This is a genomic window from Caballeronia sp. KNU42 (assembly GCF_053760385.1).
Map to the genome: position 1 here is coordinate 1,214,847 of NZ_CM132390.1, position 24,057 is coordinate 1,238,903.

Genomic DNA, 24,057 nt, shown 5'->3' on the forward strand with positions numbered 1-24,057 from the left:
TGGGCTGCTGCGCGTGTTGCGCGGGTATCCATGCTCTTCAGATGGTGTAGTCACCCGAAGTCGAACAGGTCGCCGAGAAGCGACTTCTTCTTTTTGTACGGATAACGCCGGTCGCGATACTCGTCGTCGCCGTAACCGTTGCGGCGATCACGGTCGTTGTAGTGACGGCCTTCGTCGTGCCGGCGCGCGACCGGGGTACTTGCCGCTGACGCCTGCGCTTGCGGAACGGGTTCGTCAGCGTTGCGCTCGATCAGTTTGTCGAGTTCACCACGATCGAGCCACACACCGCGACACGTCGGACAATAGTCGACTTCGATTCCCTGGCGGTCCGCCATCAGCAGATCCGGCGTCTTGCACACTGGACATTTCATTGCCTTGCCTCCTTCGTCAAACACCCTAGCGAAGCCTCAATGTATCGGATGTAGGCATAATGTAAAATTCGTATTTTTGACGCCGATACATCGAAAAAACCGATGTATCCAGACACCGAAAGCATCGCCGTGGAGGCGTGGATGAACTTCAAGCATTTGTATTATTTCTGGGCCGCGGCGCATGCGGGCGGCATTGCGCGTGCCGGCACGCAGTTGCACATCACCCCTCAAACGTTGAGTGGCCAGATAAAGCTGCTTGAAGATGCGCTCAATAAAAAGCTCTTTAAAAAGAGTGGCCGCAACCTTGAACTGACGGACGCGGGCCGGCTTGCACTCGACTACGCCGATGAAATCTTCTCGCTCGGCGCCGAGCTGGAAAGCGCAGTCAGGCAGGAGAAGGAAGCCGCGCGGGCGCAACTGCGCGTGGGTGTGGCGGATTCGGTTCCGAAGACCGTGGCCTATCGACTGCTCGAGCCCGCATTGAATCTGTCCGACTCACTGCGGCTGATCTGTCACGAAGGCAAACTGCATGCGTTGCTTTCGCAACTCGCTGTGCACAGGCTGGACCTGATCATTGCCGACGCACCCATTCCGCCCGATGTGAACGTCAAGGCGTTCAACCATTCGCTCGGCCGTTCGACGCTCAGTTGCTTCGCGTCCAAAGCCCTGGCGGCACGCGCCGCAAAAGTTTTTCCCGCATCGCTCAGCGACATGCCGGTGCTGTTGCCCGGCATTGAATCAGCAGTCCGTAGGAAACTCGATCACTGGCTGAAGTCGCGCATGATCTCGCCGCGCGTTGTAGGAGAGTTCGACGACAGCGCGCTGACGCTCGCTTTCGGCCGTGAGGGAAGGGGTGTGCTGTTTGCACCGACGGTCCTCGCGGCACAACTCAAGCGAGAGCACGGTCTGATTGCGGTTGGACACATCGACACGATCGTTGAGGAGTTCTTCGCCATCTCCATTGAACGGCGGATCAGCCATCCCGCCATAGCGTCGATCATGAGCACGGCGCGCAGCGAACTGTTCAATGCGTGATGGGACGAACCCGTGAAGAAAAAGACTTACATTACACTTAACTTTCAACTATAACTGTCATACGTGTTGCGGACTGCCATGTCACGCACCATGTCTTGGCCCGCCAGGCTTGCCTGCGGGCCATTTTTTATCGGCCAGGACAATCGGAAAAACGCTTTCATATTTCTTTCAGTATTAACCCGATCTGGTAAAAACCCTGCCAATTCTTTCATTGTACTTACTTGATATATTACATATTGTGTATTCCATCGCCGTCTAAACCACGGTTCAGGCGATGACGGAGACGTCCATCCGGCGTCCCGAATACAAGGCAGCAAACGCCAAGGAGACAGTGATGGAAACGAATCGCCAGGAAGGGGCGTCGCGGCTAGCGTCGCCATGGATGCAGCTCGTGTTTGGCGTGATCTGCATGGCCATGATCGCGAATATGCAGTACGGCTGGACCCTGTTTGTGAATCCGATCGATGATAAACATCACTGGGGCCGAGCGGCGATTCAAGTGGCATTTACGATCTTCGTGGTCACGGAAACCTGGCTGGTTCCTATCGAAGGTTATCTCGTCGACAAGTACGGCCCGCGTCCGGTTGTCGTCGCCGGCGGCCTGCTTTGTGCGATCGCCTGGGCGCTCAACTCGGTGGCTTCGTCGCTGCCGTTGCTGTATTTCGCGGCGGCCGTGGGCGGCGTCGGAGCGGGGGCCGTGTATGGCACCTGCGTGGGCAATGCGCTGAAGTGGTTCCCCACTCGGCGTGGTCTGGCAGCCGGTATCACCGCCGCCGGCTTTGGCGCGGGATCGGCCGCCACCGTCGTGCCGATCGCCCACATGATCAAGAGCAGCGGCTACGAAGCCACGTTCCTGTGGTTCGGTCTGGGCCAGGGACTGGTGGTATTCCTGCTCGGCATGGCGCTGTATGCGCCGCCCGCAAGCCTGCTTGCATCGGTCAAGAGTGCGTTGAAAAGCGCCGTTTATAACGCGACGCCGAGGCAGGTCGTGAGCTCGCCGATCTTCTGGGTGATGTACCTGATGTTCGTGATGATGGCCGCTGGCGGCTTGATGGCGACAGCGCAGCTTGGTCCTATCGCGAAGGACTTCGGCCTGCATGACTCGCCTGTCTCGCTGCTTGGCCTGACGTTGCCGGCGCTCACATTCGCGTTGACGATCGACCGGGTTCTCAATGGCTTGACCCGGCCTTTCTTTGGCTGGATCTCGGATCGCATCGGCCGCGAGAACACCATGTTCATGGCGTTTGCGATTGAGGCAATCGGCATCTTGCTGCTGTCGAAATATGGACAGAGTCCGGTGGCGTTCGTCGTGCTGACGGGTATTGTCTTCTTCGCCTGGGGTGAGATTTACAGCCTCTTTCCCGCGACATGCGGCGATACATTCGGGCCAAAGTTTGCCGCCACGAATGCGGGACTGCTCTACACGGCGAAGGGGACGGCGGCCTTGCTGGTGCCGTTCAGCAGCGTGATTACGGCCGCGACCGGCAGTTGGCACGCGGTCTTCATGCTGGCTTCGGGGATGGCTGCTGCGTCGGCGCTGCTGGCGCTCTTTGTGCTCAAGCCGATGCGGCAAGCGCACAAGCAGAAGCATGCACCTGCTATTGGCGACATGCCGTTTGCTTCGATCGTGAAGGAGTGACGCATGCGATGCGGCGAAGCCGGAGGGTTCTCCGGCTTCGTTCGTTCCTGATGAAGGAACGGCCGGTGTTCATCCGGCCGTCCTGCTATCTATTGCTATTTCCTGCCCACCAGATAGCAGACGCCGTCGGGACCGTAACGCTCGCTATGCGTTTCGTTTGCCCTCAAATGAAACACGTCGCCTGACTGATAACGCGTGTCTTTGTCGGCGACGCGCAGCGTCAGTTCACCCTCCAGAATCAGCGCCTTGGCTTCAAACGCATGCGCGTGGTCGTCAAGAGACGCGCCGGCTTCGCGCTCAACCAGCACGGTGGTCTGAAAACCCTCGCGCGCGAGCATTTCAATGAAATCGTCGCGTTCCATGATCGTTCCCCTTCTGGCCGGCCTGTAGTCACCTACTAATATAAGTTGAAACCGCGATGCGCAGGGTGAGGATGCCCAACGCTCGATGAACGACGCACGAAGCGCCTGATAGCGCCTGGTTCGAGGAGACGCCATGACCCGGCTGACCGTGGCGCGCACACGCTTGCGACGCAGATGCGTGCGGTCGACCGATGAGGTGGTGATGGGATTGCAGCGAGGGTAGTTGAAAACAGCGAGGGGCCATGCACGGGCATCGCCCCCAAAATCAAACTCAGCTTTCCAGCCGCGAACCCTGCGCCACCTGCATCGCTTCAAGCTCATGCGTCGAGCCCTTGGCGGGGCGCCCAGCCCAGTAGCCTGCCAGCAATGATCCCGACAAGTTGTGCCACACCGAAAACAGTGCACCCGGAAGCGCTGCGATCGGCGTGAAATACAGCTTGCCAAGCGTGGCGGCGAGTCCTGAATTCTGCATGCCGACCTCGATGGCAAGCGTGCGGCACACGGCTTCATCGAAACCAAGCAGGCGGCCGCCCCAATATCCGCCAAGCAGGCCGATGCCGTTATGCAGGATCACGCCGAGCATCACCAGCAAGCCGACCGACGCAATGCTTTTCTGCGTGCCCGCCACCACGGCCGAGATGATCAGCAGGATCGCGATCATGGAGATGATCGGCAACACGGGCTCGATTGCGCGCACCGTCTTGTTGAACAACTGATTGATGATCAGGCCGGCCACGATAGGCAACGCGACGATCTGGAGAATGCTCATGAGCATGCCGTGGACATCGACGGCAATGGATGCATCCACGTAAAGGCGCGTGAGCAGCGGTGTGGCGAACACGCCGACCAGCGTGGACAGGGCGCTGATGGTGACGGACAGCGCCACGTCGCCGCGCGCGAGATAGATCATCACGTTCGACGCCGTGCCGCTGGCGACGCTGCCGACCAGCACCATGCCCGCGGTCAGGTCGGGCGGCATGCGCAGCAATTTTGCTATTGCCCAGGCCGCGAGCGGCATCACGAGGTAGTGCAGCCCGATCCCCGCGATAACCGGCGCCGGACGGGTGAAAACACGCCGGAAGTCGGCAAACGAAAGCGTCACGCCCATCGCGAACATGATGATGGTGAGTAGCAGGGTGACGTGCGGCGCGATGCCGGTGAACGTTGCCGGCGAGAAGTAGGCGACGACAGAAATGAGAACGGCCCAAAGAGGGAACAAGCGGGTGACGCGCGAAAGCATGGAGAGACGATCCTGGCTGATTGATAAGGGCGTCGCCCGGAGCGCCGGGATGCAGAAGTGCACGCGGCGCTGGGCAAATAGCGATAAAGCGAGGCGAGCAGAAGGGTGTTCCAGGCTTGGCTGACCGTGCCATCGATAAATGCGGCCAGTGACGCAAGCCGTCGCGGGTTCTTGTGGGACCGGCAGGCGGCGAATGTGCGTCGACGCGAATTGTACCGTTTCGTCGGAAGAGACCCGCCGTAGCGGATTTGGTGCTTACTTTAGGCGTGCGACCGTTCCCGCGTCCGGTTCGCCGCCGAAATAAGTGTTCAGCGCCAGTTCGAACGGCGCCTTGTCGCTGGCGGCGTGGGCGAAGAGGGTCATCGACGAATGGAATTTCAGGTCATCGGGGTAGCCGAAGATTTGCTCCACCGAACGCCCGTCGAGCGCGTTCACGATTTGTGTGAGGATTAACAAGCGCTCACCGAGCACGGGATGAGCGAGGTAGGCCCGCGCCTCGTCTACCGATGAAATCGCGTACCGGCGCGCCATTTCGCTGTGGCCCAGGCCCTGGATTTGCGGAAACACGAACCACATCCAGTGCGTGCGTTTCTTGCCGGCCTCGAGCTCGGTCGTCACGGTCTGGAACACCGGACCCTGCGCATCGATGAAACGCTGCAAGTCAAAAGGATCGGGATCAGTCATGCGAGCCTCCGGGGTCTTCCTAAAATACCACCGGCGAGCGAACCGCAAACGACATTCCCGGCGCTGTACGTGCCCATGCACACACGCGGCCTCAAATCCAATCCCGGCCATTTGCGAACGATATTCCGCTTTCTGATATCTTCACGGCCATGCAAAACATCATCGAAATTTCGAATCTGTCGAAGAGCTACGCGTCCGGCTTCAAGGCGCTGAAAAACGTCACGCTGAGCATTCGCCGTGGCGAAATTTTCGCCCTGCTCGGGCCGAACGGCGCCGGTAAAACGACCCTGATCAGCATTGTGTGCGGCATCGTGAATGCCACGGAAGGCACGGTCAAGGTCAACGGTCACGGCATTATCTCCGACTACCGCGCCTCCCGCGCGATGATCGGCCTCGTGCCGCAGGAGCTGACCACCGACGCGTTCGAGTCTGTCTGGGCGACCGTTTCGTTCAGCCGCGGCCTGTTCGGCAAGCCGCCGAACCCGGCGCACATAGAAAAGGTGCTGAAGTCGCTGTCGCTCTGGGACAAGAAGGACAACAAGCTGGTCACGCTGTCCGGCGGCATGAAACGCCGCGTGCTGATTGCCAAGGCACTCTCGCATGAACCGGAAATCCTGTTCCTGGACGAGCCGACCGCAGGCGTTGACGTCGAACTGCGCCGCGACATGTGGAATCTCGTGCGCGGCCTGAAAGAGAGCGGCGTGACGATCATCCTGACGACGCATTACATCGATGAAGCCGAGGAAATGGCCGACCGGATTGGCGTAATCAACGGCGGCGAGATCATCCTGGTCGAAGAAAAAGCCGAGCTGATGCGCAAGCTCGGGCAGAAGAAACTCGCGCTGCAGCTGGAGGATGAGATCGAACACATTCCTGCCGGCCTGAGTGCTTACCGGCTTCAGTTGTCTGCCGACGGGAGTGAGCTGACCTACACCTACGACGCGCAGGATGAACCGGGCCGCATTATTACGCTGCTCAAGGACCTCGCCGATAACGGCGTCAAGTTCAAGGACCTGCACACGACGCAAAGCTCGCTGGAAGATATTTTCGTGAGCCTGGTCGGAGAGAAAAAATGAATATCCATGCAGTCCGCGCAATCTATGTATTCGAAATGGCGCGCACCTGGCGCACCATCATGGGCAGCATCATCTCGCCGGTGATCTCCACCTCGCTGTATTTCGTCGTGTTCGGCGCCGCGATCGGCTCGCGCATTCCCGAAGTGAACGGCGTGAGTTACGGCGCGTTCATCGTGCCGGGGCTCGTGATGTTGTCGCTGCTCACGCAGAGCGTGTCCAACGCGTCGTTTGGCATCTACTTTCCGAGGTTCACCGGGACCATCTACGAACTGTTGTCGGCGCCAATCTCGTATCTGGAGATCGTGCTGAGCTACGTTGGCGCGGCCGCCACCAAGTCGATCATCCTCGGCCTCATCATTCTTGCGACCGCGCGCCTGTTCGTGCCCTTGCACGTCGATCACCCGTTCTGGATGATCGTGTTCCTGCTGCTTACGGCGGTGACGTTCAGCTTGCTGGGATTCATCATTGGCATCTGGGCGGACGGGTTCGAGAAATTGCAGGTCATACCGCTGTTGATCATTACCCCGCTGACTTTCCTCGGCGGGAGTTTTTATTCCATCGATATCCTGCCGCCATTCTGGAAAGCCGTCGCGCTGTTCAATCCGGTGGTGTACCTGATCAGCGGTTTTCGCTGGAGTTTCTATGGCACGGCGGATGTCAGCGTAGAGATCAGTTTGATCATGACGCTGGTGTTCCTCGCGGTGTTTATCGGCGTGGTGGCGTGGATCTTCAAGACGGGCTACAGGCTGAAAGCATAAGGAGCGTAGGCGATGCGTGATGTGCTGATCGAACGGTTCGGGCTCCAGCCGCACCCTGAAGGCGGCTATTTTCGTGAGACGTTTCGCGGCGAGGACAGGGTAGTTCGCGAAGCTTCGCCCGGCGAAACACGCTCGGCATCGACGGCGATCTACTACATGCTTTGCGATGGCGCGCATTCGGCATGGCATCGAATCCGCTCCGACGAGGTCTGGCATTTCTATGCAGGAGAGCCAATCGATGTTCACGTCATCGATACCGCCGGGCAGTTGCTCACGCATCGCCTGGGCAATGCGCTGACAGATCAGGACGCCGTGTTCCAGGCGGTCGTTCCGGCGGGGCAGTGGTTCGCGGCAGAGTTATGTGGCCCGGGCGACCCGGCGACGTTCGCGCTGGTGGGCTGCACGGTGGCGCCGGGTTTCGAGTTCAGCGAATTCGAACTTGCCGATGTGGCCGCGTTGACGAAAGCGTATCCGCAGCACGAGGCCGTGATCGGGAGGTTGGGTCCGGCGGTGGGCGCGACGCGCTGAACGTGGCCCGCAACGCGCACGATGTGCACTACGTAAAAGCAGAACAAGCAGAACAAGCAGAACAAAAAAAAGCGGCGCTCTCATTTCTGAGGCGCCGCTTTTTCATGCTTCTATTTATAGGTTGGCCCTGACTGCGTCGCGGACGGCGTCCATCATGCCGCCATAGTTCAGCGGTATGTCGAGTGAATCGCCATAAACGTCCTGATCCGCTGCTCGCACTTCTTGCGATTCGCGGCGTGCCGGCGATTCGTAAGCTGTGTCACCTGAACGGATAGTGTCTCTGGCTTCGACGCGCTGCGCTTGATAACTCTTCACGATTAACTCCTTGCAGTGATGGAGCGGCGGGAGACTTCAATGCTACGGAACTGCCATGACAGATTTACTACGCTTGATGCTTTTCGGTGCACGACGGGAATGGCGGGCGGCCACCCGCCCCTGGCCGTGTTGCGCACCGTGCAATGAAAGCGCGGCTCTTCAGTTTAATGTCGTCGCGAGGAGGGATTCGTACTTCTGGCTTATGAAATGATGTCGGCATTATCAGCAATGCAACACGGCTTTGGGCTTGAAACTTGCGTTTCACGCAAGCGTTTGCGAGGGGAGGTTGGGGCACGCCGGAGAGTCGGTCGGATGTGCGAGGCGCGCAGCCCGGATCAGCATGGAATCATGCTGATCCGCGTGCCCATTGGCATCGGAGGAAATAGTTAAAGCTGTTTCTCAGAATCGGCGTGTTGAACGCGGCTGTTCCACATGGCGGAAAGCACGACCGCATCATGCGGTCGTGCTTTCAGGCCATTAACGGCCTTCGGCCATGCTTTCAGGCGTGCTGATCCTGCAAATCGGCGTCGCTGGTCTCGTCCTGTGGCATGGAAGCCGCAAGAATCATCGCCGATGCGTTCTGTGGTTTCGGGTCGCGCTGTGACGGCCGATACACCGAGTCGCCTCGATGAATGGGTGCGCCGGTGAGTGCGCAGGCTCCGTCAGACGTGGCCGTGGTCACGCGCCACCCCTGGTAACCATAGTGGCAGGTCGCTGCGTCTGACCAATATACGATCGCCGTCGCGCTGCTCGGCCGCTCGATCACGCGCACGACAGCCTCAGGGAACGGCCGCGGCGATTGCGGCGAAGGCGATGCGACGCGGGGATGATCACGCTCCCACGCTCGCGAAAGCCGCTCTAAAAACGGGTGCACGGCCTTTCGCTGCGGCGCAGGTACTGCCGCGCGGTTGAGGGTCGCTGTCAATGAGCGGACCGTTTGCAGCCACGGGTCCGCGCTTCTCGCTAACGCTGTCATGGTTCGTTCCTGGCATGGTTCATGGTGGAACTTACGCAATCAGCCTGCTCGGATAAATACCGTTAAGGTGAATACACTGTCTTGTTAGCGCGAATAATCACAACAACGCGTTATGCAATAAGGCTTTGCCCGATATTGCGGTGCGGCGCCAACGCGGTATGCGCTTCATTGAACGTTTTAGTGGGTTCGATAGTGGCGCCTGCTTGACCGGCGCCTTGAGTGCCAAGCGAACTTCGTTGTGACGGTTTGTATGCATTACGTAAGATGTCAAATTCCGCGACAGACCGTGGAACGCGGCTTGCGTGGGAGATACTAGCCAGATACTTACAACGTTGAACGAGGTGTTCGTGAAGAAAAGTCATATTGCAGTTGCAGTGTTGTTTACAAGCCTGGGTCTGACAGCCACGGCGTTTGCCCAAAATGGCCCCGGCGGCCCGGGTAATCAAGGTGGACAGCAAGAGCGCCCCGGCGGCTCCGCCATGCAAGGCCATAACGGCGGTGGCTATCAAAACCAAAATCAGAATCACGGCCCGCAAGGCGGACCCGGTGCGCAGAATCACAACAATGGCCGTCCGCCGGAGCCAATGCACGCGGACAACGGTCCGGGACACGGTGGCCCTGGCGGCCCGCGTGGCGAAGGACCGCATGACTGGCATCGTGGAGACCGCTTGCCGAATGATTACCGTGATCGTCAATATGTGGTCGACGATTACCACGGCTACGGATTGCAGCGTCCTCCGCGCGGCTACCACTGGGTGGGCGTGAACGGCGATTACGTGCTTGCGGCTATCGCGACCGGGGTTATCGCGCAGATCGTGCTGAGCAACGGGCATTAAACTCTTTGAACGCGCAACGCTACTGAAGCGAACATAGCCGCGGATCAAGCCAACAAGGCCGGGCCGAACGCAAGTTCGGCCCGGCCTTGTTTTATGCACTCTGAGTAAAGCGCGCCTACGCTTTGGCGGTATCGGTAATCGCTTTCACGACGCGCGCCAACGACTTCAAGGTCACGTCAGGCGATTCTTCAAATTGCGCGCCCACGATGGCCCCGTCAACCGCCATGGCCAAGGCTCGCGCATCGGCCTTCGCGGTCCTCGACGAAGCCGGCAGCAGCGTCCTGATGACTGCCGCCATATCCAGCTTGTGACGTCGTGAGATATCGACCGCTTCGGGCAGGGTCGCGCCTACTTCCACCACCGCGTTGATGAACGCACAGCCGCGATATTCATCGCTTTCGAACCATTCCGCAAGCGCCGGCACAAGCGCATCCGCGTCTGCGCCATGCCGCTTCACGGCGTCTTCGAACCACGTCATCCAGTTGTGGTGCCTATACTCCAGGAACGCCACGATCAGATCGTTTTTCGCGGGATAGTAGCGATAAAACGTCTTCTTCGCGACGCCCGATTCCGCGATCACTCGATCGATTCCGGTCGCACGAATACCGTCGCGATAGAACAGCGCGTGGGCCGTCACGAGAATGCGCTCGGCCGGCGGGAGGTCTGTCGAAAGCGCTGTATCGGATGAATGATTGTCCATAAGAAGTCATTGTAGACAGGTCTGTCTCCTTGCGCTAGAGTATGCCGGTAGACAGACTTGTCTACTCAAGAATAAGCCTCTGGGTCGACGCTATATGGTCGGCTAACCAACCCTCCACGATCAAAAGGAAGCGCCATGGAAAGCAAACCTCCATTCCCGCCATTCGATGCCGACACCGCCCGGCAAAAGGTCCGTCTCGCGGAAGACGGCTGGAATTCACGCGACCCGAAGCGAGTTGCCTTGGCCTATAGCGAAGACACTCGCTGGCGCAACCGTGCAGAGTTCGTCTCGGGACGTGCTGACGTGGAGGCGTTCCTGGCGCGTAAATGGGCGCGCGAACTGGACTACCGGCTGATCAAGGAGTTGTGGGCGTTCACCGGATCGAGGATTGCGGTGCGCTTCGCTTACGAATGGCACGATGATTCAAAAAACTGGTTTCGCAGCTACGGCAATGAGAACTGGGAATTCAACGAAGCCGGCTTGATGACGCATCGGCACGCGAGCATCAACGACTTGCCGATCAAGGAATCCGAGCGCAAATACCACTGGCCGCTGGGCCGCCGTCCCGACGACCATCCCGGCTTGAGCGACCTGGGTTTTTGATTGAAACCGACTAGGTTGAGTGATTGCCGGCGTGCTATTTGCCTCGCCGCCGGTAAAAGGCCCACCATCCGGCGAGAACCGTGAAGCTCGCTACGATCGCCACCATCAGCCAGAACCCGTGCTTGTTGTCGGCGAGCGGCACGCCCCCAACGTTCATGCCGAAAATCCCCGCGACTATATTGATCGGCAGCGCCAGCACGGTGACCAGCGTCAGCGTGAAGAGCGTGCGATTGCTCTGCTCGTCCATGCGCGCGGCGATCTCTTCCTGCAGCAGCTTGATGCGTTCGACCAGGCCCGCCAGATCGCCCAGCACCAGCGAAAATTCCTCGGTAGCGTCGCGCAAATCCTGAAGGTCGAGTGTTTCCAGCCAGCGTGGCGGCCGCGCCAGCAGCCGGAAAATCGATCCCGGTTCAGGCGCGAGCAAACGCTGCAACCTGACCAGCACACGTCGCGACGCGCCGAGTTCCGAGCGGGTGGCGGGGGAGCGCATCGAAAGAAAACGGTCTTCTATTCCATCGATATCAATGCTCGTGCGCCGGACGATTTGTACGAGCAGGTCTGCCTGGTCGCGCAACAGGTGAATGAGCAGTTCAGCGGTGGACCGGAAGACCTCGCCACTACGTACCGATTCCCGCAGCGTGTCGATGGAGCGCAGCGGTTTCAGCCGCGCCGTGATGAGCAGCTTTTCGCGCGTGTAGACCCATAGCGTGGCGATTTCGGACGGCGTTATGTCGAAGTTGAACATCACGTCGTTGATCACGGCGAGCAGCGCGCCGTCCTGGTGTTCTATGCGAGTGGAATGCGAGCCGTCGCGCAGGTTCTCGAAGAAGGCGTCCGGCAGATCGAGTTGCGTGCGCATCCAGCGTTCGCTGGCGCTGTTCGCGAGGTCGAAATGCAGCCACACGAAATCGTCTGACGCATGACCGGATTGCGCCAGCCACTCGAGCGCACCCACTGAGTCGATGGCTACGCCGGGCGCGTCCGGCGCGAAACGAAAGCCGCACACGATGCCGGAGAAATCGGAAGCGTACGGTTGGGCGGTGGCTAGTGATTCGTTCATGATGATTCGGTCATCCGCAACGGCAATTGAAAGGCTATTCGGCTTTCAATTGTCCCTCCCGCACATTTCGAATCAAGCAACGTTCACCGGAATTGCGTTATTGTTGGGCAAATGCCGCGTGACACATAAAGTACTTATGGTTGTCACGCCCTATGGGTAGACTCGCGCGGTGCAAGAGGGCCGTCGGGCGCAGCCCGACCCTTTTCGCGTCATCGGGGAAACACACATGGAAGATCGCGTCGAGCAGGACGAACCTACGCAAACCACGGCAGACGGACTGACGCGGCTCGCGACGAGCATCGTCGAATTGCTGGGCGAACAAGCCATCGACAGCCGTCTGGGAGCCAAATTGCTCAAACGGCTGGAAAAAGAAGCGAAGCTGGTAGAGGAGTCGGGTCCACAACAGCTGAACAAGGCTCAAAAGCGCAGCTTGCGCGACGCGCTGGACGGGCTTGAACAGGCGGTCCGTCAGGTCGATGCAAATCTGTTGGTGTCCGCGAACGCAAAACTACGTTCGACGGACGAATCTTCCGGCAAAAAAGCCAAAGCCAAAACCTGAAGCCAGTTTGGCCGGCCAGTCGTGGAGTCTGAACGGCGCCGGTTTCAAGCCCGTCTGGCTTTATCGGACAAGGGGTCTGGCGGTTTTTTCATCACGGCGGCACAAATCGCTCGCATCAAATCAGCAGCTTGGCGCGGAAAATGCTGCCTTTGCTGCACATGCATAAATCTGAGCGGTCATGGTTTCAGTCTCCTCTACTTCAAGCTGCGTGTTATGGACCGATCGGAATGTCGAAGCCGACGCCGAGCGCTGGCGAATCCTGGTTGTCGACGATAACGCGGCAAGCGCCGAAGGCCTTGCTGCGGCGCTGAGCGCGGACGGTTGTGACGCGCGCTATGTGCTGAGCGGCGTTGACGCGCTGCATGCTATTGACGGCTGGGTGCCGCACGTCGTGATTCTCGATATCAGCATGCCGGAGCACGATGGCTTTGCGACCGCGCGCGTGCTGCGCCGGATTTCTCCTACCCGCAACGCTGGAATCATTGCTTTTACGGCGCTCGGCGAGGACTACGTGCGCTCGAAAGGCGTCCATGCGGGCTTCGACGGCTATTGCCAGAAGGGAAATGCGCCCGGCGTCCTGGTCGAGCTGATCAGCCGGCTGGTGCAGGTTCACTGAACGAACGTTCGCCGCGACAGTTTTATCGCGGCAATGAGCATCCCATCGAAATTTCCTGGTTTCGTCGGGGTACGGCCCTTAAAAATCTTTCTTACCTCAACTTCCGGGTGAGCCTTTTCCTGCCTCGCTCGCGTCGATTTTCCCCGCTCCGGACGGTCTCCGATTATTGGCGTATCCCGAAAAGTGTATTGAAGTTTATGGGGATAAAAAACCGATAGTAGGGGTATACACTGCATTTCATCGACGAAGCAGCTGCGGAAACAAAGTTTGAGCGCTGCAACGTCTTCTGAACCAGTTGAAAGTCCAACGAACCTATATCGGAGCTCACCATGAAAAAGAATCTTCTCGCAGCGTTACTCGTCGCCGCTACTGCTTCTATCGCTGTTCCGGCATTTGCCAGCGGCTACGGCCCGGCACCGTCGTATCGCCCGTCGGTTGGCGCTCCGGTTTCGCAACAAGGCATCAACACGCAAACCATCGCTGCACAAAATAACGCTGATGCGAATGCCTACGGTGGCGCACGCAACACCGTGTCGCAATCGGGTTCGAGCCGCGACCGCAGCACCAACCCGCAATCTGTTTTCTTCGGCCAGTAATTTAGTCGCTCTCAAGCTCCTACGCGCACGGGCGGCACAAGGTCTGTCGCCGTGATCGCGCCAAGCTTGACGGCTGCTTAGTACCGAAACGCAGAAACACAAACACCCGCTGAACTTTCGTTCAGCGGGTGTTTGTGTTTCTGCGCAAAGAATTATATGAACAACGACCGCTTCAGGTGCCTGTCATCTTGAGCGCGTCGCGCATCACCGTCGCCAGTTCTCCTGCGGCAAACTTGGCCACGTAAGCGTTCGCGCCCACCTTGCGCACGTGCTCCTCATTGGCCGACCCGGACAACGAGGAGTGAATCACGACCGGAATGGCCTGCATGCCGGCGTTCGCCTTGATACGGCGTGTCAGCGTGAATCCGTCCATTTCGGGCATTTCGAGGTCGGTCAGCACCAGTGCAATTTCGTCTGCGGCACAGCGGCCGTGTTTTTCCGCCTTGCTCTGCAAGTCTTCCAGCACGTTCCACGCTTCCTGGCCGCTCTTGGTCATGATGAACGACACGCCCATCGCGGTCAGGCTTTGTTCGATCAGGCTGCGCGCGACGCCGGAGTCGTCGGCGGCGAGCACCTTGGTGCCGGGCTTCAGAACCAGCCGGCCGGTGCTTTCTTCATTGATGTCCACTTGCGTCGATGGCAGCACGTCGCGCAGGATCTGTTCGACGTCGAGCACTTGCGCGAGTCGCGAGCCATCCACGTTGCCGTCGAGGCGCGCGAAACTCGTCACCGTCCGCCCGCTCGAATGCGACTCCGCAGACAAAACCTGATTCCACTCCAGCCGCACGATGTCATCGACTTCCTCGACGGCAAACCCTTGTGTCGTGCGCGCGAATTCGGTGACCAGCAGGATCTTGAGACCGTTCTTCGGCTTGCAGCCCGTGACCTGCGCCAGATCGATCACGGGGATGATCTGGCCGCGGATGTCGGCAACGCCAAGGATCTCCGGGTTTGCCCCGGCGACCACGGTGATCGGCGGCATCGCGAGAATCTCGCGCACCTTGAACACGTTGATGCCGTAAAGCTCGCGTTGTTCGGAGTCCGGCGCTTCGCCCAGGCGAAACAGGAGCAGTTCGAACATGTTATTGCCCGCGAGCCGAACCCGCTGTTCGATGTCGTGTTGTGAACTGCTCAAGGTGGTTCTCCTGATTGATTAATGCCGTGCGTCTAAATAGCCGGTTCCTGATTAGCGGCGCGGCGCGCAGAAACTGAAGCACTTTTCGACGCTTTGTGACGCGACTGTTTCGTGGCCGTCAAGTAGCGCGTGCGGCAGCATCGGGATAGACCCTCGGACGCGTAAAAAGCAGTGTTTTCCAGAAGTCACGGAGCAGGTCTCTGGCCTATACTTTTCGAATGGGCTGGGTAATATGAATGAAAGAAAGTGGATGTCAGGCGCTGGATGCAAAGCGAATGATTCATCACGGCGGGCTGTCGGCGGCTGTCAGTGACAGCCGTCATGCGGGGTTCAGGGCGCCAGCTATCCAGTCATGAAACGCCCGCCAGCCGGCAGGCGTCGCGCGGTTCAACGGAGGCGTTCGATGGCAACAGTCGCACAAGTTCTTAACTCGAAACCCGATCACACCATCTTCACGATCGCCGATACGGCGTCGGTCTACGAGGCCATCGCGATGATGGCGGAGAAGCACATTGGCGCATTGATCGTGACCCACGGCGAAGCGATCGTCGGCATCATGACCGAGCGCGACTATGCGCGCAAAGTCGTGCTGATGGACCGTGTTTCGCGGCAGACTCCCGTGCGCGAAATCATGACATCGCAAGTGCGGTTCGTGCGGCCCGACCAGACCACTGACGACTGCATGGCGCTCATGACCGAGCGCCGCATGCGGCACTTGCCGGTGATCGATGGCGAAAAGCTGGTGGGCATGATTTCTATCGGCGATCTGGTGGCGAATATCATCTCCGAGCAGCAACTCACGATTCATCAGCTCGAGGGATATATACGAGGCGAGCACATGTAGCTTGCCCGGGAGGTGTGCAGCGCGGCGTGAAGACGCCGCGCTGTGTTTTATTGTTGTTGCCGCTGCGTGTGCATCGTGCTCACGCAGTTCGTGTTGCCTCGCTCGTGTACTCCGCCTTCCTTCCGTCAGGACCACCTCGGCAGTTTCGTTCGACTAATTTCGCTGTAAGCTAATTGTTATAATTATCAGGCGCAACATTCAGGCCTTGATTCAGGGCGCCTATAGCCTCGCCGAGTTGCACTCGGCCCTGACCTTGTAGGAGCGCCATTCATGACGCCCCCGGAACTTTCCACGTCACCTTCGGTTACCCGTCTCGCTGACCCTGTGCCGCGCGTCATCGCTGCAGATGCAGCCTTTATTATCGTGATGAATGCGGGTTCAGGACGCAAGCAAAGCGACGAAACACACGCCGCGCTCAAAGAAACGCTGGGCGCGGCCGGGCGCCAGTTTGATGTTCGGCTGGTCGAGCAACCTTCCCAGCTCGCCGATATCACGCACCAGGCAGTACGCGATGCAAAAGCGCAAAACGCCGTGGTGGTTGGTGCGGGTGGCGACGGGACGTTGTGCGCGGTGGCGCAAGCGGTGCTCGGCAGCGGCTGCGCGTTCGGGGTGCTGCCGCGCGGCACATTCAATTACTTCAGCCGCGACCACGGCATCCCCGCGGACCCGGCAAAGTCCATTGCTCTCCTGCTCAACGCGCGAGCGTTTCCCGTCCAGGTCGGCTTTGTGAACGAGCGCATGTTTCTCGTCAATGCGAGTCTCGGCTTATATCCGAAGCTGCTGGAAGACCGCGAGATATACAAGCGGCAGTTCGGCCGCAGCCGCCTGATCGCGCTTTGGTCAGCGGCTGTGACGCTCCTGCGGGCGCACCGTTATTTGCACCTTCATATTGAGCACGATGGCACAATGCTTGAGGTCCGGACATCAACGCTCTTTGTCGGCAACAATCGCTTGCAGCTTGAACAAATCGGCATGCCGCAAGCGCCGCAACTGGAACGCGGTTTGCTCGCCGCAATCGCGCCGCGCATTATCGGACGCCTTGCGCAACTTGGTCTCACGCTGCGGGGAGCGGCAGGCCGGATGAGCGAGGCGGACAACGTGATCAGCTTCGCGTTCAAGCGCATCACGGTAACGCATCCGTCCAAACGTCACCGACCCGTCAAGGTCGCGACCGATGGCGAGATAAACTGGATCACCATGCCGCTCGAATTTCGCGTTGCCGCGGAGCCGCTGTTCCTGCTCAAGCCCGAGGCCGACGTGGCCAACGCCAATCGCTCATGACCCTGCTGCTCCAGATCTCAGATCCCCACTTTGGCACCGAACAACCGCCGGTCGTGGCAGCGTTGCTGCGTCTTGCGAATGCGCTGCAGCCCGATCTCGTTGTCATGTCCGGCGACATTACCCAGCGCGCGAGGCGCGCACAATTCAGCGCGGCGCGGGCGTTCGTCGATGCAATCGATGCAATTGGTGCAGCGCCTTGTGTGGTCGTGCCCGGCAATCATGACATTCCGCTGTACAACCTCTTCGCACGTATTGCACATCCGTATGCCAATTACCAGCGTGTGTTCGGAGACGATCTCGAACCCGTGTTCGAATCGGCCGAGTTGCTGGTGATCGGTGTGAATACTACGAGGGCGTATCGTCGTAAGGATGGCGAAATATCGGCGAAGCAGGTGGAGCGCGTGGTCCGGTTTCTCGGCGGTGCGACGCCGCTTCAGTTACGGATTGTCGTCACGCATCAGCCGGTGGTGGCGGCGCGCGCCAACGACATCAGGAACCTGCTGCACGGCCGTGAACATGCAATTGAACGCTGGTCGCAAGCGGGCGTTGACCTGATATTGGGAGGTCATATTCATCTGCCGTATGTGACGCCGCTGCACGTGGCGTACAAAAACTTGCCGCGCCGGATGTGGGCCGTCCAGGCGGGAACCGCGTTGTCTTCGCGGGTGCGCGGGCGTGTGCCCAATTCGGTGAACGTGATTGACTTCGATGCGTCCACCATCGGCAAACGCCGTGCAACGGTTGTGCGCTGGGATTTCAATAGAGCGAGCGCATCGTTTGAACCCGATATGCAGCACGAACTCGACCTGCATAGCGAGTCACTCAAGACTCCATTTGCGACGCTGTCATGAAACAGATCGATGGAGGGTACACCGGCTTGTTTGAGATAGCGCATGGTGCCGGTGAGCATGCACTGATGGTGTTTGCGGTGTCCCTGATTCTTGCGATGGCCACGGTGCTGAGCGCGTGGCAGCTCGTTCAAAGGTACGGCGTGCCGCGGGAAAACGGCGGCCTGTCGCCCAAGGTCTTGCTGGTTGTTAACTTAACGGCAAGCTTCGCCATCATCGTCGGCGCGGCTGCCTTGTTCGCCGCGATCGCCGCTGAAATTGGCGCGGGCGAGACCCTCGGCCGGCTGGACCAGGCCTTTGCCGACGGCATTGCGAGCGCGGTTCCAATCGACGTGGTCCGCACGTTCGCGCTGGTCACGCATCTGGGCGATGCATGGGTGCTCGCCGTCTGGTGCGTGCTCGGCGCAGCGGCGCTGACCATACGGCGACGCTACGCGCTTGCGATTGGCTTCACATTCGCGATAGCCGGCAACGGCCTGCTAAACACCATCATCAAACACATCTTCGAACGCGTGCGGCCGGTGCATGATCCATCGATCGCCACCGCCAGCGGATGGAGTTTCCCGAGCGGCCATTCATCGGGGTCGCTCGTCACCTACGGCATCATCGCGTATGTGCTCGTGCGGGTCTTGCCGGACGGCTGGCGCTTGCCCGTGATCGTGGCGGCCACGCTGATAGCGGTCACCACGGCGAGCAGCCGCGTATTCCTGCGCGTGCATTTCGCGAGCGACGTGCTGGCGGGCTTTGCGCTGGGAACGGTCTGGCTGGTGGCGTGCATCTTGAGCATCGAACTGGCGCGAAGATACTGGCCGAGGTCGAGGCCCAGGCGTCAGTCCTGAGGGTGTATCGACAGTTCGGGAAAGCCGGTCCGTGGATCCAGCTCGCGTGAGAAGCGCACGCCGGCGAGACAAACGATCAGGATTTCCGCTGTCGTCCGCACGATGCATCCCGGCGATACATGGCCGCCGACCACGCGGCCCCCGGCATTCGAGACGGCCATGTGAAGATGCGCGCCATCGGCGCAAAGTGAGCCGGCCAGCGTCAGGATTTCGAGGTCGCCGTCAAGGCGGGTCGGCTGGTCGAGACCCGCGTAACGCAGGTTCGCCACGCTCAGGCTGCCGATGCCCTGCATCACGAACGCGGCGCCAATGGCCTGGTCTCGCGCGATTGTCTCAAGCGCGGCACGCAGGTCGTCGCCGGGGACCAGGCGCACGGGAAGTGTTTGCATGAGTGAACCCCAGGGCTATTTGGAGACTCAATGATGGCATGATGATTCCGGTTTCGCGCAACGCTCCCAAATTCAACTGACATTTCCCATGACAACAGAACTTCATATCCTCGCCTGGGCGCTTGTGCTTGCCCTCATTCAGGTGCTGCTGCCGTCGGTGGTGCGCAGCCGCGAGACTGGCCTGGGACATAACGGCGGACCTCGCGACCAGCCGGGGCCGCCGGTCGGCAAGGTGACCGGTCGTCTGATGCGTGCCCAGAACAATTTGTTCGAGACCTTGCCCGTGTTCGCCATCGCCATCCTGATCGCGCACATGGCCGGCCGCGAAGGCACGCTGACCCTTTACGGCGCGTGGATGTACATTGTCGCGCGGGTGATCTACCTGCCTTTGTATGCGGCAGGGATTCCGTTCCTGCGCTCGCTGGTATGGATGGTCTCGCTTTTCGGCATCATTCTTGTTCTTGTCCCTATCATCTAAACCCGATCATCTGAAACCGGAGTCCAGTCAATGACCGCTTTGCTCACCACCATCGACGTGGAAACCGCGCCGAATCCCGAGTTCGCCGTGATCCTGATGCACGGGCTGGGAGCCGACGCCAACGACTTCATCCCGCTGGTGCCCGAGCTGCGTCTGGGCGATCTGCCCGCCGTGCGTTTCGTTTTTCCGAACGCCACCGAAATGCCGGTTACCGGCAACAACGGTTATGTGATGCGCGCGTGGTACGACATCCTGTCGTTCGAAGGCGTGAACCGCCGGGTCGATGAAGCCGGGTTGAAGGCATCGTGCGAACGAATTCGCGCACTGATCGCGCGGGAGAACGAGCGTGGTATTCCGACCTCGAAGATCTTCCTGGCGGGGTTTTCGCAAGGGGGAGCCATGACCTACACGGCGGGGCTCACGCATCCCGAGAAACTGGCGGGACTGATTGTGTTGTCCGGCTACGTGCCGTCGCCTGGATTGATCGATGCTGCGTTCAGCGAAGCGAATCGCGATACGCCTATCTTCGCGGCCCATGGCACGCAAGACCCGGTGCTATCGATTGAACTGGCCACTCAAGGCCGCGACTTCGCGCTCGCGCACGGTTGCAAGCTGGAATGGCATACCTATCCGATGCCGCACTCGGTCTGTGCCGAAGAGGTCGAGGCCTTGTGCGTGTGGCTGGGCGCAAGGCTCGCCGCTTAAAGCGCCTTACGTCCTGCACAAGGTGTTTTTATACAACTCGAGCATGCCGGCCGCATCCACGCCGATGCAGACCGACTGCGCCGGACGCTCGTCCCAGTCCGGCGCGGGAACGCGCATGGTCGAGGGTTTTTGTATCGTCTGACCGGTCGCGATGCCGCTAGTCAGCACACGAACCGGACCCTTGCGCACGGTGTAGAGATGCGGCGCCAGAACATAAGCCACCGCCGATGCATCGTGGACATAGATACCTTCGAGTCCAGCGCTGTCCTTGTGAAACTGCGCGTAATGTCGTGATACGTCCCACACGAAACGGCCGGCCTCGCCCGCGCCATCGCGGACTGATGCCAGCCATTCGTTCGACATGAGCGTATTTTGCGTGACGTCGAGGCCGACGAGCGTGACCGGCCACGCTGCGCCGAGCACGAGATCGGCTGCATCCGGGTCGCACATGATGTTGGCTTCCGCCGCCGGCGATACGTTGCCAAGCACGCCGGCCGTACCAAACGCGCCGCCCATGATGACTACCTGCTTAATCAACCCGGCAATCTCTGGATCGGCCTGCAACGCGTGCGCCAGATTCGTGAGCGGACCGACTGCGATCAGCGTCACTTCACCGGGAAGCGCGCGAATCGTATCGATCATGAACTGATGCGCGGGACGCGGGTCGAGCGTTGTATCGGCAGGCTCGCTCAGTTCGATATTGCCGAGACCGTTGTCGCCGTGAATCCAGCCGAGCGGCGCAGGCGGCGCGCGATGCAACGGCGCTGCCGCACCGCGTGCCACCGGCACGCCGGGTGCAAAACGCGAGCGCAGGTAGAGCGCGTTGGCCGTGGTCGTCTCGATGGTCGCGTTGCCGAATACGCTCGTGACGCCAAGCAATTCGATCTCGGGATGCAGCGCCTGGAACACCAGCGCCATGGCGTCGTCGACACCCGGGTCGGTGTCGTAGATGACCTTATGTATTGTCATAGGTAGAACGCGTCGGGGAGTTGTTCGCGGGCCGTGGTGTCACGGATCACGCCATTGAGATTGCCAAGGCGAATGGCCAACTCGGGACCGCCCAGTTCGATGATCACCTGACGGCACGCGCCGCAGGGGGCGATCGGTCCGTCCGTGTCGCCGATGACCGCAAGCGCGGCGAACTGGTCACGTGTGTAACCTGCGGCGACTGCACTGAAAAACGCCGTACGTTCCGCACAATTGCATAGTCCGTACGATGCATTCTCGACGTTGCAGCCATCGAATACGCTGCCATCTTTTGTAAGCAGGGCTGCGCCGACCTTGAACCTGGAATAGGGTGCATAAGCGCGTTCGCGGGCGTACTTCGCGCGTTCGAGCAACTCGTCCATCGTCATGATTTTCTCCTTAATTCAGCGTCAGGAACATGCCCGCGATCGTCGCGCTCATCAGGTTCGAGAGCGTGGCGGCGAGCACGACGCGCAGGCCGTAGCGGGCCACTTCCGCGCGCCGCTCCGGCGCAACCGCGCTGAAGCCGCCGGTCAGCACGGCGATCGACGAGAAGTTCGCGAAGCCGCACAGCGCGAAAGACAAGATCGCTATGGTACGCGGATCGAGCACCTGCAATCCAGCTGCGGCGACGCTGGCCGAGTCCTTCAGATACGGAGACAGTGACGCGTAGGCCACGAACTCGTTGAGAATGAGTTTCTGGCCGAGGAAATTGCCGGCGAGTGCGGCCTGATCCCAGGGCACGCCGATCAGATACGCGAGCGGCGCGAATACGGCGCCGAGCACGGACTGCATCGATACGTTGGGGTCGCCGAACCAGCTCCCGATACCGCCCACGATTCCGTTCAGCATGGCGATCAGGCCGACGAACGCAATCAGCATGGCGCCGACCATGACTGCGATCTTCAGGCCGACGGTGGCGCCGGAACTGGCCGCTTCGATCACATTGGCCGGGCGTTTTTCGTCGAAGCTGAGGTTTTCGAGGGTGACGCGGCTGGCTTCGCTCGTGGGGTGGATGATCTTGGCGAACAGCAGTCCGCCCGGCACGGCCATGAACGATGCTGCGAGCAGGTATTCGACCTTCACGCCAAGACCCGCATAACCTGCGAGCACCGAACCCGCGACTGCCGCCATGCCGCTCGACATGACGGCGAACAGTTCCGCGCCTGTCATGTCGCGCGCGAACGGCTTGACGACCGCGGGCATTTCGCTTTGGCCGAGGAAGATGGTGGTGACGGCCGAGAACGATTCGATCTTCGATACCCCGAGCAGCTTCTGGAAGATCGTGCCGAGCACGATCACGATCCAGCGCATGATGCCGAGGTAGTAGAGCACCGAGATCAATGCTGTCACGAAGATGATGGCGGGCAGCACGCGCACGGCGAAGACGAAACCGCCGTTGCCAAAGAGTTCGAACATCTTGGACTGAACGAGACCGCCGAACAGGAATTCGATGCCTGCGTTGCCGTAGCCGAGTACGTGGTTGACGCCTGCGGCGGCGGCGGAGAGCACGCTTTTGCCGAAGGGCACGAACAGGATGAAGGCGCCGATGCCGACCTGGGCCAGCAATGCGGGCACGACGGTGCGCAGGCGAACGCCGCGGCGGTTGGTGGAGAAGATGAAAGCGATGAGCAGCAGTACGGCGATGCCGAGCAGATTGCGTGCGATCAGGGTCATGTCTCGTTGTGGATGTTTGTCAGAGGAATTGGCGGATGCTACGCCATGTGGGGGGTTTAGAGAATAGGGCGGGGGTGGGCTGGTGGGGGTTGGTTTGGGGTTAGTGGTCGGGGTCAGTGCCGGGTTGCCAGGTTCCTGCGTTAGCGATCTGAGTCATTGCCGGGTTGCTGCTTTTGGGGCTTGTGGTCTGCGTGAGTGAGCTCATTTGTTTATCACTATTAGCCACTGCGCGTGGCGGCGCGTCATTTCTTTGTCCAAAGCGACAAAGAAACGAAGCAAAGAAAGCGCTTTCAAAACGCGGGCTCATAAGTTGACCTAGCGTGCAGCTTCGATGTTTTTGGCACCCCAAAAGCACGGTGCTCGCAAGAGCTACGGATGTGTGAACCCCTCCTTCTCGCGAATTCTTACACGCACACGCTTCGCCCCGTACGCTCTCGGGCAAGCACAATTGCCAAGGATTCCGAACGGCATCACGCGTATCTACCACTGTGGGTCTTCGTGGGTTGGTTGCATGATTAGTGCGGTTATTTTTTTGTCGGCAGGGTCGGCCTTATCTATCCGAGCAGCCTCGTTTCGAGGTGGGTTGGCGACGTGGTTCGGCATGCATACAAATTCGGTGGGTGGTTCTCCGCGGATAGCGCGGGGTGCTCCTTTGGCAGGTTCAGTCACTGGTGGCGAAGCGTGTTGTGGGTATCGGTGTTCGGAGAAGGAGGGTTTCACACATCCGTCGCTCTTGCGAGCACCGTGCTTTTGGGGTGCCAAAAACGTTGAAACTGCACGCTAGGTCAACTTATGGGCCCTCGTTTTGAAAGCGCTTTCTTTGCTTCGTTTCTTTGTCGCTTTGGACAAAGAAATGACGCGCCGCCACGCGCAGTGGCTAATAGTGATAAAGAAAATAGCTCACTCATGCAGACCGCTAAGGCCGAAAGCAGCAACCCGGC

Annotated in this window: 29 protein-coding genes; 16 read left to right on the forward strand and 13 right to left on the reverse strand. The window is 59.7% G+C overall.

Features of this window, described 5'->3' with window-relative positions; all coding sequences use genetic code 11:
* Positions 1-50: 50 nt before the first annotated feature.
* Positions 51-371 carry a TFIIB-type zinc ribbon-containing protein gene (locus ACSOSP_RS36645; protein WP_455313916.1) on the reverse strand — a complete coding sequence of 107 codons (321 nt, stop codon included), beginning with the start codon at positions 369-371 and terminating at the stop codon, positions 51-53.
* Positions 372-512: 141 nt separating this feature from the next.
* Between ACSOSP_RS36645 and nhaR the strand changes: the two genes are divergently transcribed.
* A complete protein-coding gene (nhaR, locus tag ACSOSP_RS36650; RefSeq protein ID WP_455315349.1) occupies positions 513-1,406 on the forward strand; it encodes a transcriptional activator NhaR in 894 nt (297 codons plus the stop codon).
* 334 nt (positions 1,407-1,740) lie between these two features.
* Positions 1,741-3,045 (forward strand): oxalate/formate MFS antiporter, encoded by a 1,305-nt coding sequence (oxlT, locus tag ACSOSP_RS36655; RefSeq protein ID WP_455313917.1) that lies wholly within the window; start codon positions 1,741-1,743, stop codon positions 3,043-3,045.
* A gap of 95 nt (positions 3,046-3,140) precedes the next feature.
* Here oxlT and ACSOSP_RS36660 read toward each other — a convergent pair whose 3' ends face one another.
* From ACSOSP_RS36660 to ACSOSP_RS36670, 3 genes are all read right to left on the reverse strand, one after another.
* Positions 3,141-3,407 (reverse strand): cupin domain-containing protein, encoded by a 267-nt coding sequence (locus tag ACSOSP_RS36660; RefSeq protein WP_455313918.1) that lies wholly within the window; start codon positions 3,405-3,407, stop codon positions 3,141-3,143.
* 271 nt (positions 3,408-3,678) lie between these two features.
* Positions 3,679-4,647 carry a ketopantoate/pantoate/pantothenate transporter PanS gene (gene panS, locus ACSOSP_RS36665; protein WP_455313919.1) on the reverse strand — a complete coding sequence of 323 codons (969 nt, stop codon included), beginning with the start codon at positions 4,645-4,647 and terminating at the stop codon, positions 3,679-3,681.
* A 255-nt stretch (positions 4,648-4,902) separates the two neighbouring features.
* Complete coding sequence (locus ACSOSP_RS36670; protein ID WP_455313920.1) at positions 4,903-5,331, reverse strand: DUF1810 domain-containing protein; 429 nt, start codon at positions 5,329-5,331, stop codon at positions 4,903-4,905.
* A 149-nt stretch (positions 5,332-5,480) separates the two neighbouring features.
* On the opposite strand from ACSOSP_RS36670, the gene ACSOSP_RS36675 reads away from it, so the two are divergent.
* The 3 genes from ACSOSP_RS36675 to ACSOSP_RS36685 are packed head-to-tail and all read left to right on the forward strand — an operon-like array spanning position 5,481 to position 7,693.
* Entirely contained in the window at positions 5,481-6,407 is a 927-nt protein-coding gene (locus tag ACSOSP_RS36675; protein ID WP_455313921.1) for an ABC transporter ATP-binding protein, read from the forward strand.
* Positions 6,404-7,165, forward strand: coding sequence for an ABC transporter permease (locus ACSOSP_RS36680; protein WP_031360929.1), 762 nt, complete (start codon positions 6,404-6,406; stop codon positions 7,163-7,165). The genes ACSOSP_RS36675 and ACSOSP_RS36680 overlap by 4 nt, the downstream gene beginning before the upstream one ends.
* A gap of 12 nt (positions 7,166-7,177) precedes the next feature.
* Positions 7,178-7,693: a cupin domain-containing protein gene (locus ACSOSP_RS36685; RefSeq protein WP_455313922.1), complete on the forward strand. Its 516-nt coding sequence runs from the start codon at positions 7,178-7,180 to the stop codon at positions 7,691-7,693.
* A gap of 114 nt (positions 7,694-7,807) precedes the next feature.
* Here the strand turns inward: ACSOSP_RS36685 and ACSOSP_RS36690 are convergent, their stop codons facing one another.
* Positions 7,808-8,008: a hypothetical protein gene (locus tag ACSOSP_RS36690; protein WP_455313923.1), complete on the reverse strand. Its 201-nt coding sequence runs from the start codon at positions 8,006-8,008 to the stop codon at positions 7,808-7,810.
* Between the two features lie 499 nt (positions 8,009-8,507).
* On the reverse strand, positions 8,508-8,984 hold the full coding sequence (locus tag ACSOSP_RS36695; RefSeq protein ID WP_455313924.1) for a DUF3331 domain-containing protein: 477 nt from the start codon (positions 8,982-8,984) through the stop codon (positions 8,508-8,510).
* Between the two features lie 347 nt (positions 8,985-9,331).
* Here ACSOSP_RS36695 and ACSOSP_RS36700 point away from each other — a divergent pair, with 347 nt between their 5' ends.
* On the forward strand, positions 9,332-9,820 hold the full coding sequence (locus ACSOSP_RS36700; protein WP_455313925.1) for an RcnB family protein: 489 nt from the start codon (positions 9,332-9,334) through the stop codon (positions 9,818-9,820).
* A gap of 115 nt (positions 9,821-9,935) precedes the next feature.
* Here the strand turns inward: ACSOSP_RS36700 and ACSOSP_RS36705 are convergent, their stop codons facing one another.
* The gene (locus tag ACSOSP_RS36705; protein WP_455313926.1) at positions 9,936-10,520 is read right to left on the reverse strand and encodes a TetR/AcrR family transcriptional regulator; all 585 of its coding nucleotides are present in this window, start codon (positions 10,518-10,520) and stop codon (positions 9,936-9,938) included.
* 135 nt (positions 10,521-10,655) lie between these two features.
* Here ACSOSP_RS36705 and ACSOSP_RS36710 point away from each other — a divergent pair, with 135 nt between their 5' ends.
* Positions 10,656-11,123 carry a nuclear transport factor 2 family protein gene (locus ACSOSP_RS36710; RefSeq protein ID WP_031360935.1) on the forward strand — a complete coding sequence of 156 codons (468 nt, stop codon included), beginning with the start codon at positions 10,656-10,658 and terminating at the stop codon, positions 11,121-11,123.
* A 34-nt stretch (positions 11,124-11,157) separates the two neighbouring features.
* On the opposite strand, the gene ACSOSP_RS36715 is transcribed toward ACSOSP_RS36710, so the two are convergent.
* Positions 11,158-12,183: a transporter gene (locus ACSOSP_RS36715; protein ID WP_455313927.1), complete on the reverse strand. Its 1,026-nt coding sequence runs from the start codon at positions 12,181-12,183 to the stop codon at positions 11,158-11,160.
* A 226-nt stretch (positions 12,184-12,409) separates the two neighbouring features.
* Here ACSOSP_RS36715 and ACSOSP_RS36720 point away from each other — a divergent pair, with 226 nt between their 5' ends.
* From ACSOSP_RS36720 to ACSOSP_RS36730, 3 genes are all read left to right on the forward strand, one after another.
* Positions 12,410-12,742, forward strand: coding sequence for a hypothetical protein (locus ACSOSP_RS36720; RefSeq protein ID WP_455313928.1), 333 nt, complete (start codon positions 12,410-12,412; stop codon positions 12,740-12,742).
* Positions 12,743-12,920: 178 nt separating this feature from the next.
* Positions 12,921-13,358: a response regulator gene (locus tag ACSOSP_RS36725; RefSeq protein WP_455313929.1), complete on the forward strand. Its 438-nt coding sequence runs from the start codon at positions 12,921-12,923 to the stop codon at positions 13,356-13,358.
* 329 nt (positions 13,359-13,687) lie between these two features.
* Positions 13,688-13,954, forward strand: coding sequence for a hypothetical protein (locus ACSOSP_RS36730; protein ID WP_455313930.1), 267 nt, complete (start codon positions 13,688-13,690; stop codon positions 13,952-13,954).
* A 172-nt stretch (positions 13,955-14,126) separates the two neighbouring features.
* Here the strand turns inward: ACSOSP_RS36730 and ACSOSP_RS36735 are convergent, their stop codons facing one another.
* A complete protein-coding gene (locus ACSOSP_RS36735; RefSeq protein ID WP_455313931.1) occupies positions 14,127-15,089 on the reverse strand; it encodes a chemotaxis protein in 963 nt (320 codons plus the stop codon).
* Between the two features lie 403 nt (positions 15,090-15,492).
* On the opposite strand from ACSOSP_RS36735, the gene ACSOSP_RS36740 reads away from it, so the two are divergent.
* The 4 genes from ACSOSP_RS36740 (at position 15,493) to ACSOSP_RS36755 (ending at position 18,901) form a co-directional block, all read left to right on the forward strand.
* Positions 15,493-15,933, forward strand: coding sequence for a CBS domain-containing protein (locus tag ACSOSP_RS36740; protein ID WP_089160034.1), 441 nt, complete (start codon positions 15,493-15,495; stop codon positions 15,931-15,933).
* 270 nt (positions 15,934-16,203) lie between these two features.
* A complete protein-coding gene (locus tag ACSOSP_RS36745) occupies positions 16,204-17,214 on the forward strand; it encodes a diacylglycerol/lipid kinase family protein (RefSeq protein WP_455313932.1) in 1,011 nt (336 codons plus the stop codon).
* The gene (locus ACSOSP_RS36750; RefSeq protein WP_455313933.1) at positions 17,211-18,065 is read left to right on the forward strand and encodes a metallophosphoesterase family protein; all 855 of its coding nucleotides are present in this window, start codon (positions 17,211-17,213) and stop codon (positions 18,063-18,065) included. The genes ACSOSP_RS36745 and ACSOSP_RS36750 overlap by 4 nt, the downstream gene beginning before the upstream one ends.
* On the forward strand, positions 18,062-18,901 hold the full coding sequence (locus ACSOSP_RS36755; protein WP_455313934.1) for a phosphatase PAP2 family protein: 840 nt from the start codon (positions 18,062-18,064) through the stop codon (positions 18,899-18,901). The genes ACSOSP_RS36750 and ACSOSP_RS36755 overlap by 4 nt, the downstream gene beginning before the upstream one ends.
* On the opposite strand, the gene ACSOSP_RS36760 is transcribed toward ACSOSP_RS36755, so the two are convergent.
* The gene (locus tag ACSOSP_RS36760) at positions 18,892-19,290 is read right to left on the reverse strand and encodes a PPC domain-containing DNA-binding protein (RefSeq protein WP_455313935.1); all 399 of its coding nucleotides are present in this window, start codon (positions 19,288-19,290) and stop codon (positions 18,892-18,894) included. The genes ACSOSP_RS36755 and ACSOSP_RS36760 overlap by 10 nt on opposite strands.
* Positions 19,291-19,378: 88 nt before the next feature.
* On the opposite strand from ACSOSP_RS36760, the gene ACSOSP_RS36765 reads away from it, so the two are divergent.
* A complete protein-coding gene (locus tag ACSOSP_RS36765; protein WP_455313936.1) occupies positions 19,379-19,768 on the forward strand; it encodes an MAPEG family protein in 390 nt (129 codons plus the stop codon).
* 30 nt (positions 19,769-19,798) lie between these two features.
* Positions 19,799-20,473, forward strand: coding sequence for an alpha/beta hydrolase (locus ACSOSP_RS36770; protein ID WP_455313937.1), 675 nt, complete (start codon positions 19,799-19,801; stop codon positions 20,471-20,473).
* Between the two features lie 6 nt (positions 20,474-20,479).
* Here ACSOSP_RS36770 and ACSOSP_RS36775 read toward each other — a convergent pair whose 3' ends face one another.
* The 3 genes from ACSOSP_RS36775 to ACSOSP_RS36785 are packed head-to-tail and all read right to left on the reverse strand — an operon-like array spanning position 20,480 to position 23,116.
* Complete coding sequence (locus ACSOSP_RS36775; protein WP_455313938.1) at positions 20,480-21,442, reverse strand: nucleoside hydrolase; 963 nt, start codon at positions 21,440-21,442, stop codon at positions 20,480-20,482.
* The gene (locus ACSOSP_RS36780) at positions 21,439-21,828 is read right to left on the reverse strand and encodes a cytidine deaminase (protein WP_455313939.1); all 390 of its coding nucleotides are present in this window, start codon (positions 21,826-21,828) and stop codon (positions 21,439-21,441) included. The genes ACSOSP_RS36775 and ACSOSP_RS36780 overlap by 4 nt, the downstream gene beginning before the upstream one ends.
* 10 nt (positions 21,829-21,838) lie before the next feature.
* A complete protein-coding gene (locus ACSOSP_RS36785; RefSeq protein ID WP_455313940.1) occupies positions 21,839-23,116 on the reverse strand; it encodes a NupC/NupG family nucleoside CNT transporter in 1,278 nt (425 codons plus the stop codon).
* Between the last annotated feature and the right edge of the window lie 941 nt (positions 23,117-24,057).

What these genes read in the sequence shown, in the direction of transcription:
- ACSOSP_RS36730 (WP_455313930.1), top strand. Translation starts at nt 13,688, where the DNA reads ATGAAAAAGAATCTTCTCGCAGCGTTACTCGTCGCCGCTACTGCTTCT.
- ACSOSP_RS36745 (WP_455313932.1), top strand. Translation starts at nt 16,204, where the DNA reads ATGACGCCCCCGGAACTTTCCACGTCACCTTCGGTTACCCGTCTCGCT.
- ACSOSP_RS36770 (WP_455313937.1), top strand. Translation starts at nt 19,799, where the DNA reads ATGACCGCTTTGCTCACCACCATCGACGTGGAAACCGCGCCGAATCCC.
- ACSOSP_RS36685 (WP_455313922.1), top strand. Translation starts at nt 7,178, where the DNA reads ATGCGTGATGTGCTGATCGAACGGTTCGGGCTCCAGCCGCACCCTGAA.
- ACSOSP_RS36765 (WP_455313936.1), top strand. Translation starts at nt 19,379, where the DNA reads ATGACAACAGAACTTCATATCCTCGCCTGGGCGCTTGTGCTTGCCCTC.
- ACSOSP_RS36645 (WP_455313916.1), bottom strand. Translation starts at nt 371, where the DNA reads ATGAAATGTCCAGTGTGCAAGACGCCGGATCTGCTGATGGCGGACCGC.
- ACSOSP_RS36695 (WP_455313924.1), bottom strand. Translation starts at nt 8,984, where the DNA reads ATGACAGCGTTAGCGAGAAGCGCGGACCCGTGGCTGCAAACGGTCCGC.
- ACSOSP_RS36680 (WP_031360929.1), top strand. Translation starts at nt 6,404, where the DNA reads ATGAATATCCATGCAGTCCGCGCAATCTATGTATTCGAAATGGCGCGC.
- ACSOSP_RS36720 (WP_455313928.1), top strand. Translation starts at nt 12,410, where the DNA reads ATGGAAGATCGCGTCGAGCAGGACGAACCTACGCAAACCACGGCAGAC.
- ACSOSP_RS36670 (WP_455313920.1), bottom strand. Translation starts at nt 5,331, where the DNA reads ATGACTGATCCCGATCCTTTTGACTTGCAGCGTTTCATCGATGCGCAG.
- panS (WP_455313919.1), bottom strand. Translation starts at nt 4,647, where the DNA reads ATGCTTTCGCGCGTCACCCGCTTGTTCCCTCTTTGGGCCGTTCTCATT.
- ACSOSP_RS36755 (WP_455313934.1), top strand. Translation starts at nt 18,062, where the DNA reads ATGAAACAGATCGATGGAGGGTACACCGGCTTGTTTGAGATAGCGCAT.
- ACSOSP_RS36715 (WP_455313927.1), bottom strand. Translation starts at nt 12,183, where the DNA reads ATGAACGAATCACTAGCCACCGCCCAACCGTACGCTTCCGATTTCTCC.
- ACSOSP_RS36675 (WP_455313921.1), top strand. Translation starts at nt 5,481, where the DNA reads ATGCAAAACATCATCGAAATTTCGAATCTGTCGAAGAGCTACGCGTCC.
- ACSOSP_RS36760 (WP_455313935.1), bottom strand. Translation starts at nt 19,290, where the DNA reads ATGCAAACACTTCCCGTGCGCCTGGTCCCCGGCGACGACCTGCGTGCC.
- ACSOSP_RS36780 (WP_455313939.1), bottom strand. Translation starts at nt 21,828, where the DNA reads ATGACGATGGACGAGTTGCTCGAACGCGCGAAGTACGCCCGCGAACGC.
- ACSOSP_RS36750 (WP_455313933.1), top strand. Translation starts at nt 17,211, where the DNA reads ATGACCCTGCTGCTCCAGATCTCAGATCCCCACTTTGGCACCGAACAA.
- ACSOSP_RS36710 (WP_031360935.1), top strand. Translation starts at nt 10,656, where the DNA reads ATGGAAAGCAAACCTCCATTCCCGCCATTCGATGCCGACACCGCCCGG.
- oxlT (WP_455313917.1), top strand. Translation starts at nt 1,741, where the DNA reads ATGGAAACGAATCGCCAGGAAGGGGCGTCGCGGCTAGCGTCGCCATGG.
- ACSOSP_RS36725 (WP_455313929.1), top strand. Translation starts at nt 12,921, where the DNA reads ATGGTTTCAGTCTCCTCTACTTCAAGCTGCGTGTTATGGACCGATCGG.
- ACSOSP_RS36660 (WP_455313918.1), bottom strand. Translation starts at nt 3,407, where the DNA reads ATGGAACGCGACGATTTCATTGAAATGCTCGCGCGCGAGGGTTTTCAG.
- ACSOSP_RS36785 (WP_455313940.1), bottom strand. Translation starts at nt 23,116, where the DNA reads ATGACCCTGATCGCACGCAATCTGCTCGGCATCGCCGTACTGCTGCTC.
- ACSOSP_RS36775 (WP_455313938.1), bottom strand. Translation starts at nt 21,442, where the DNA reads ATGACAATACATAAGGTCATCTACGACACCGACCCGGGTGTCGACGAC.
- nhaR (WP_455315349.1), top strand. Translation starts at nt 513, where the DNA reads ATGAACTTCAAGCATTTGTATTATTTCTGGGCCGCGGCGCATGCGGGC.
- ACSOSP_RS36705 (WP_455313926.1), bottom strand. Translation starts at nt 10,520, where the DNA reads ATGGACAATCATTCATCCGATACAGCGCTTTCGACAGACCTCCCGCCG.
- ACSOSP_RS36740 (WP_089160034.1), top strand. Translation starts at nt 15,493, where the DNA reads ATGGCAACAGTCGCACAAGTTCTTAACTCGAAACCCGATCACACCATC.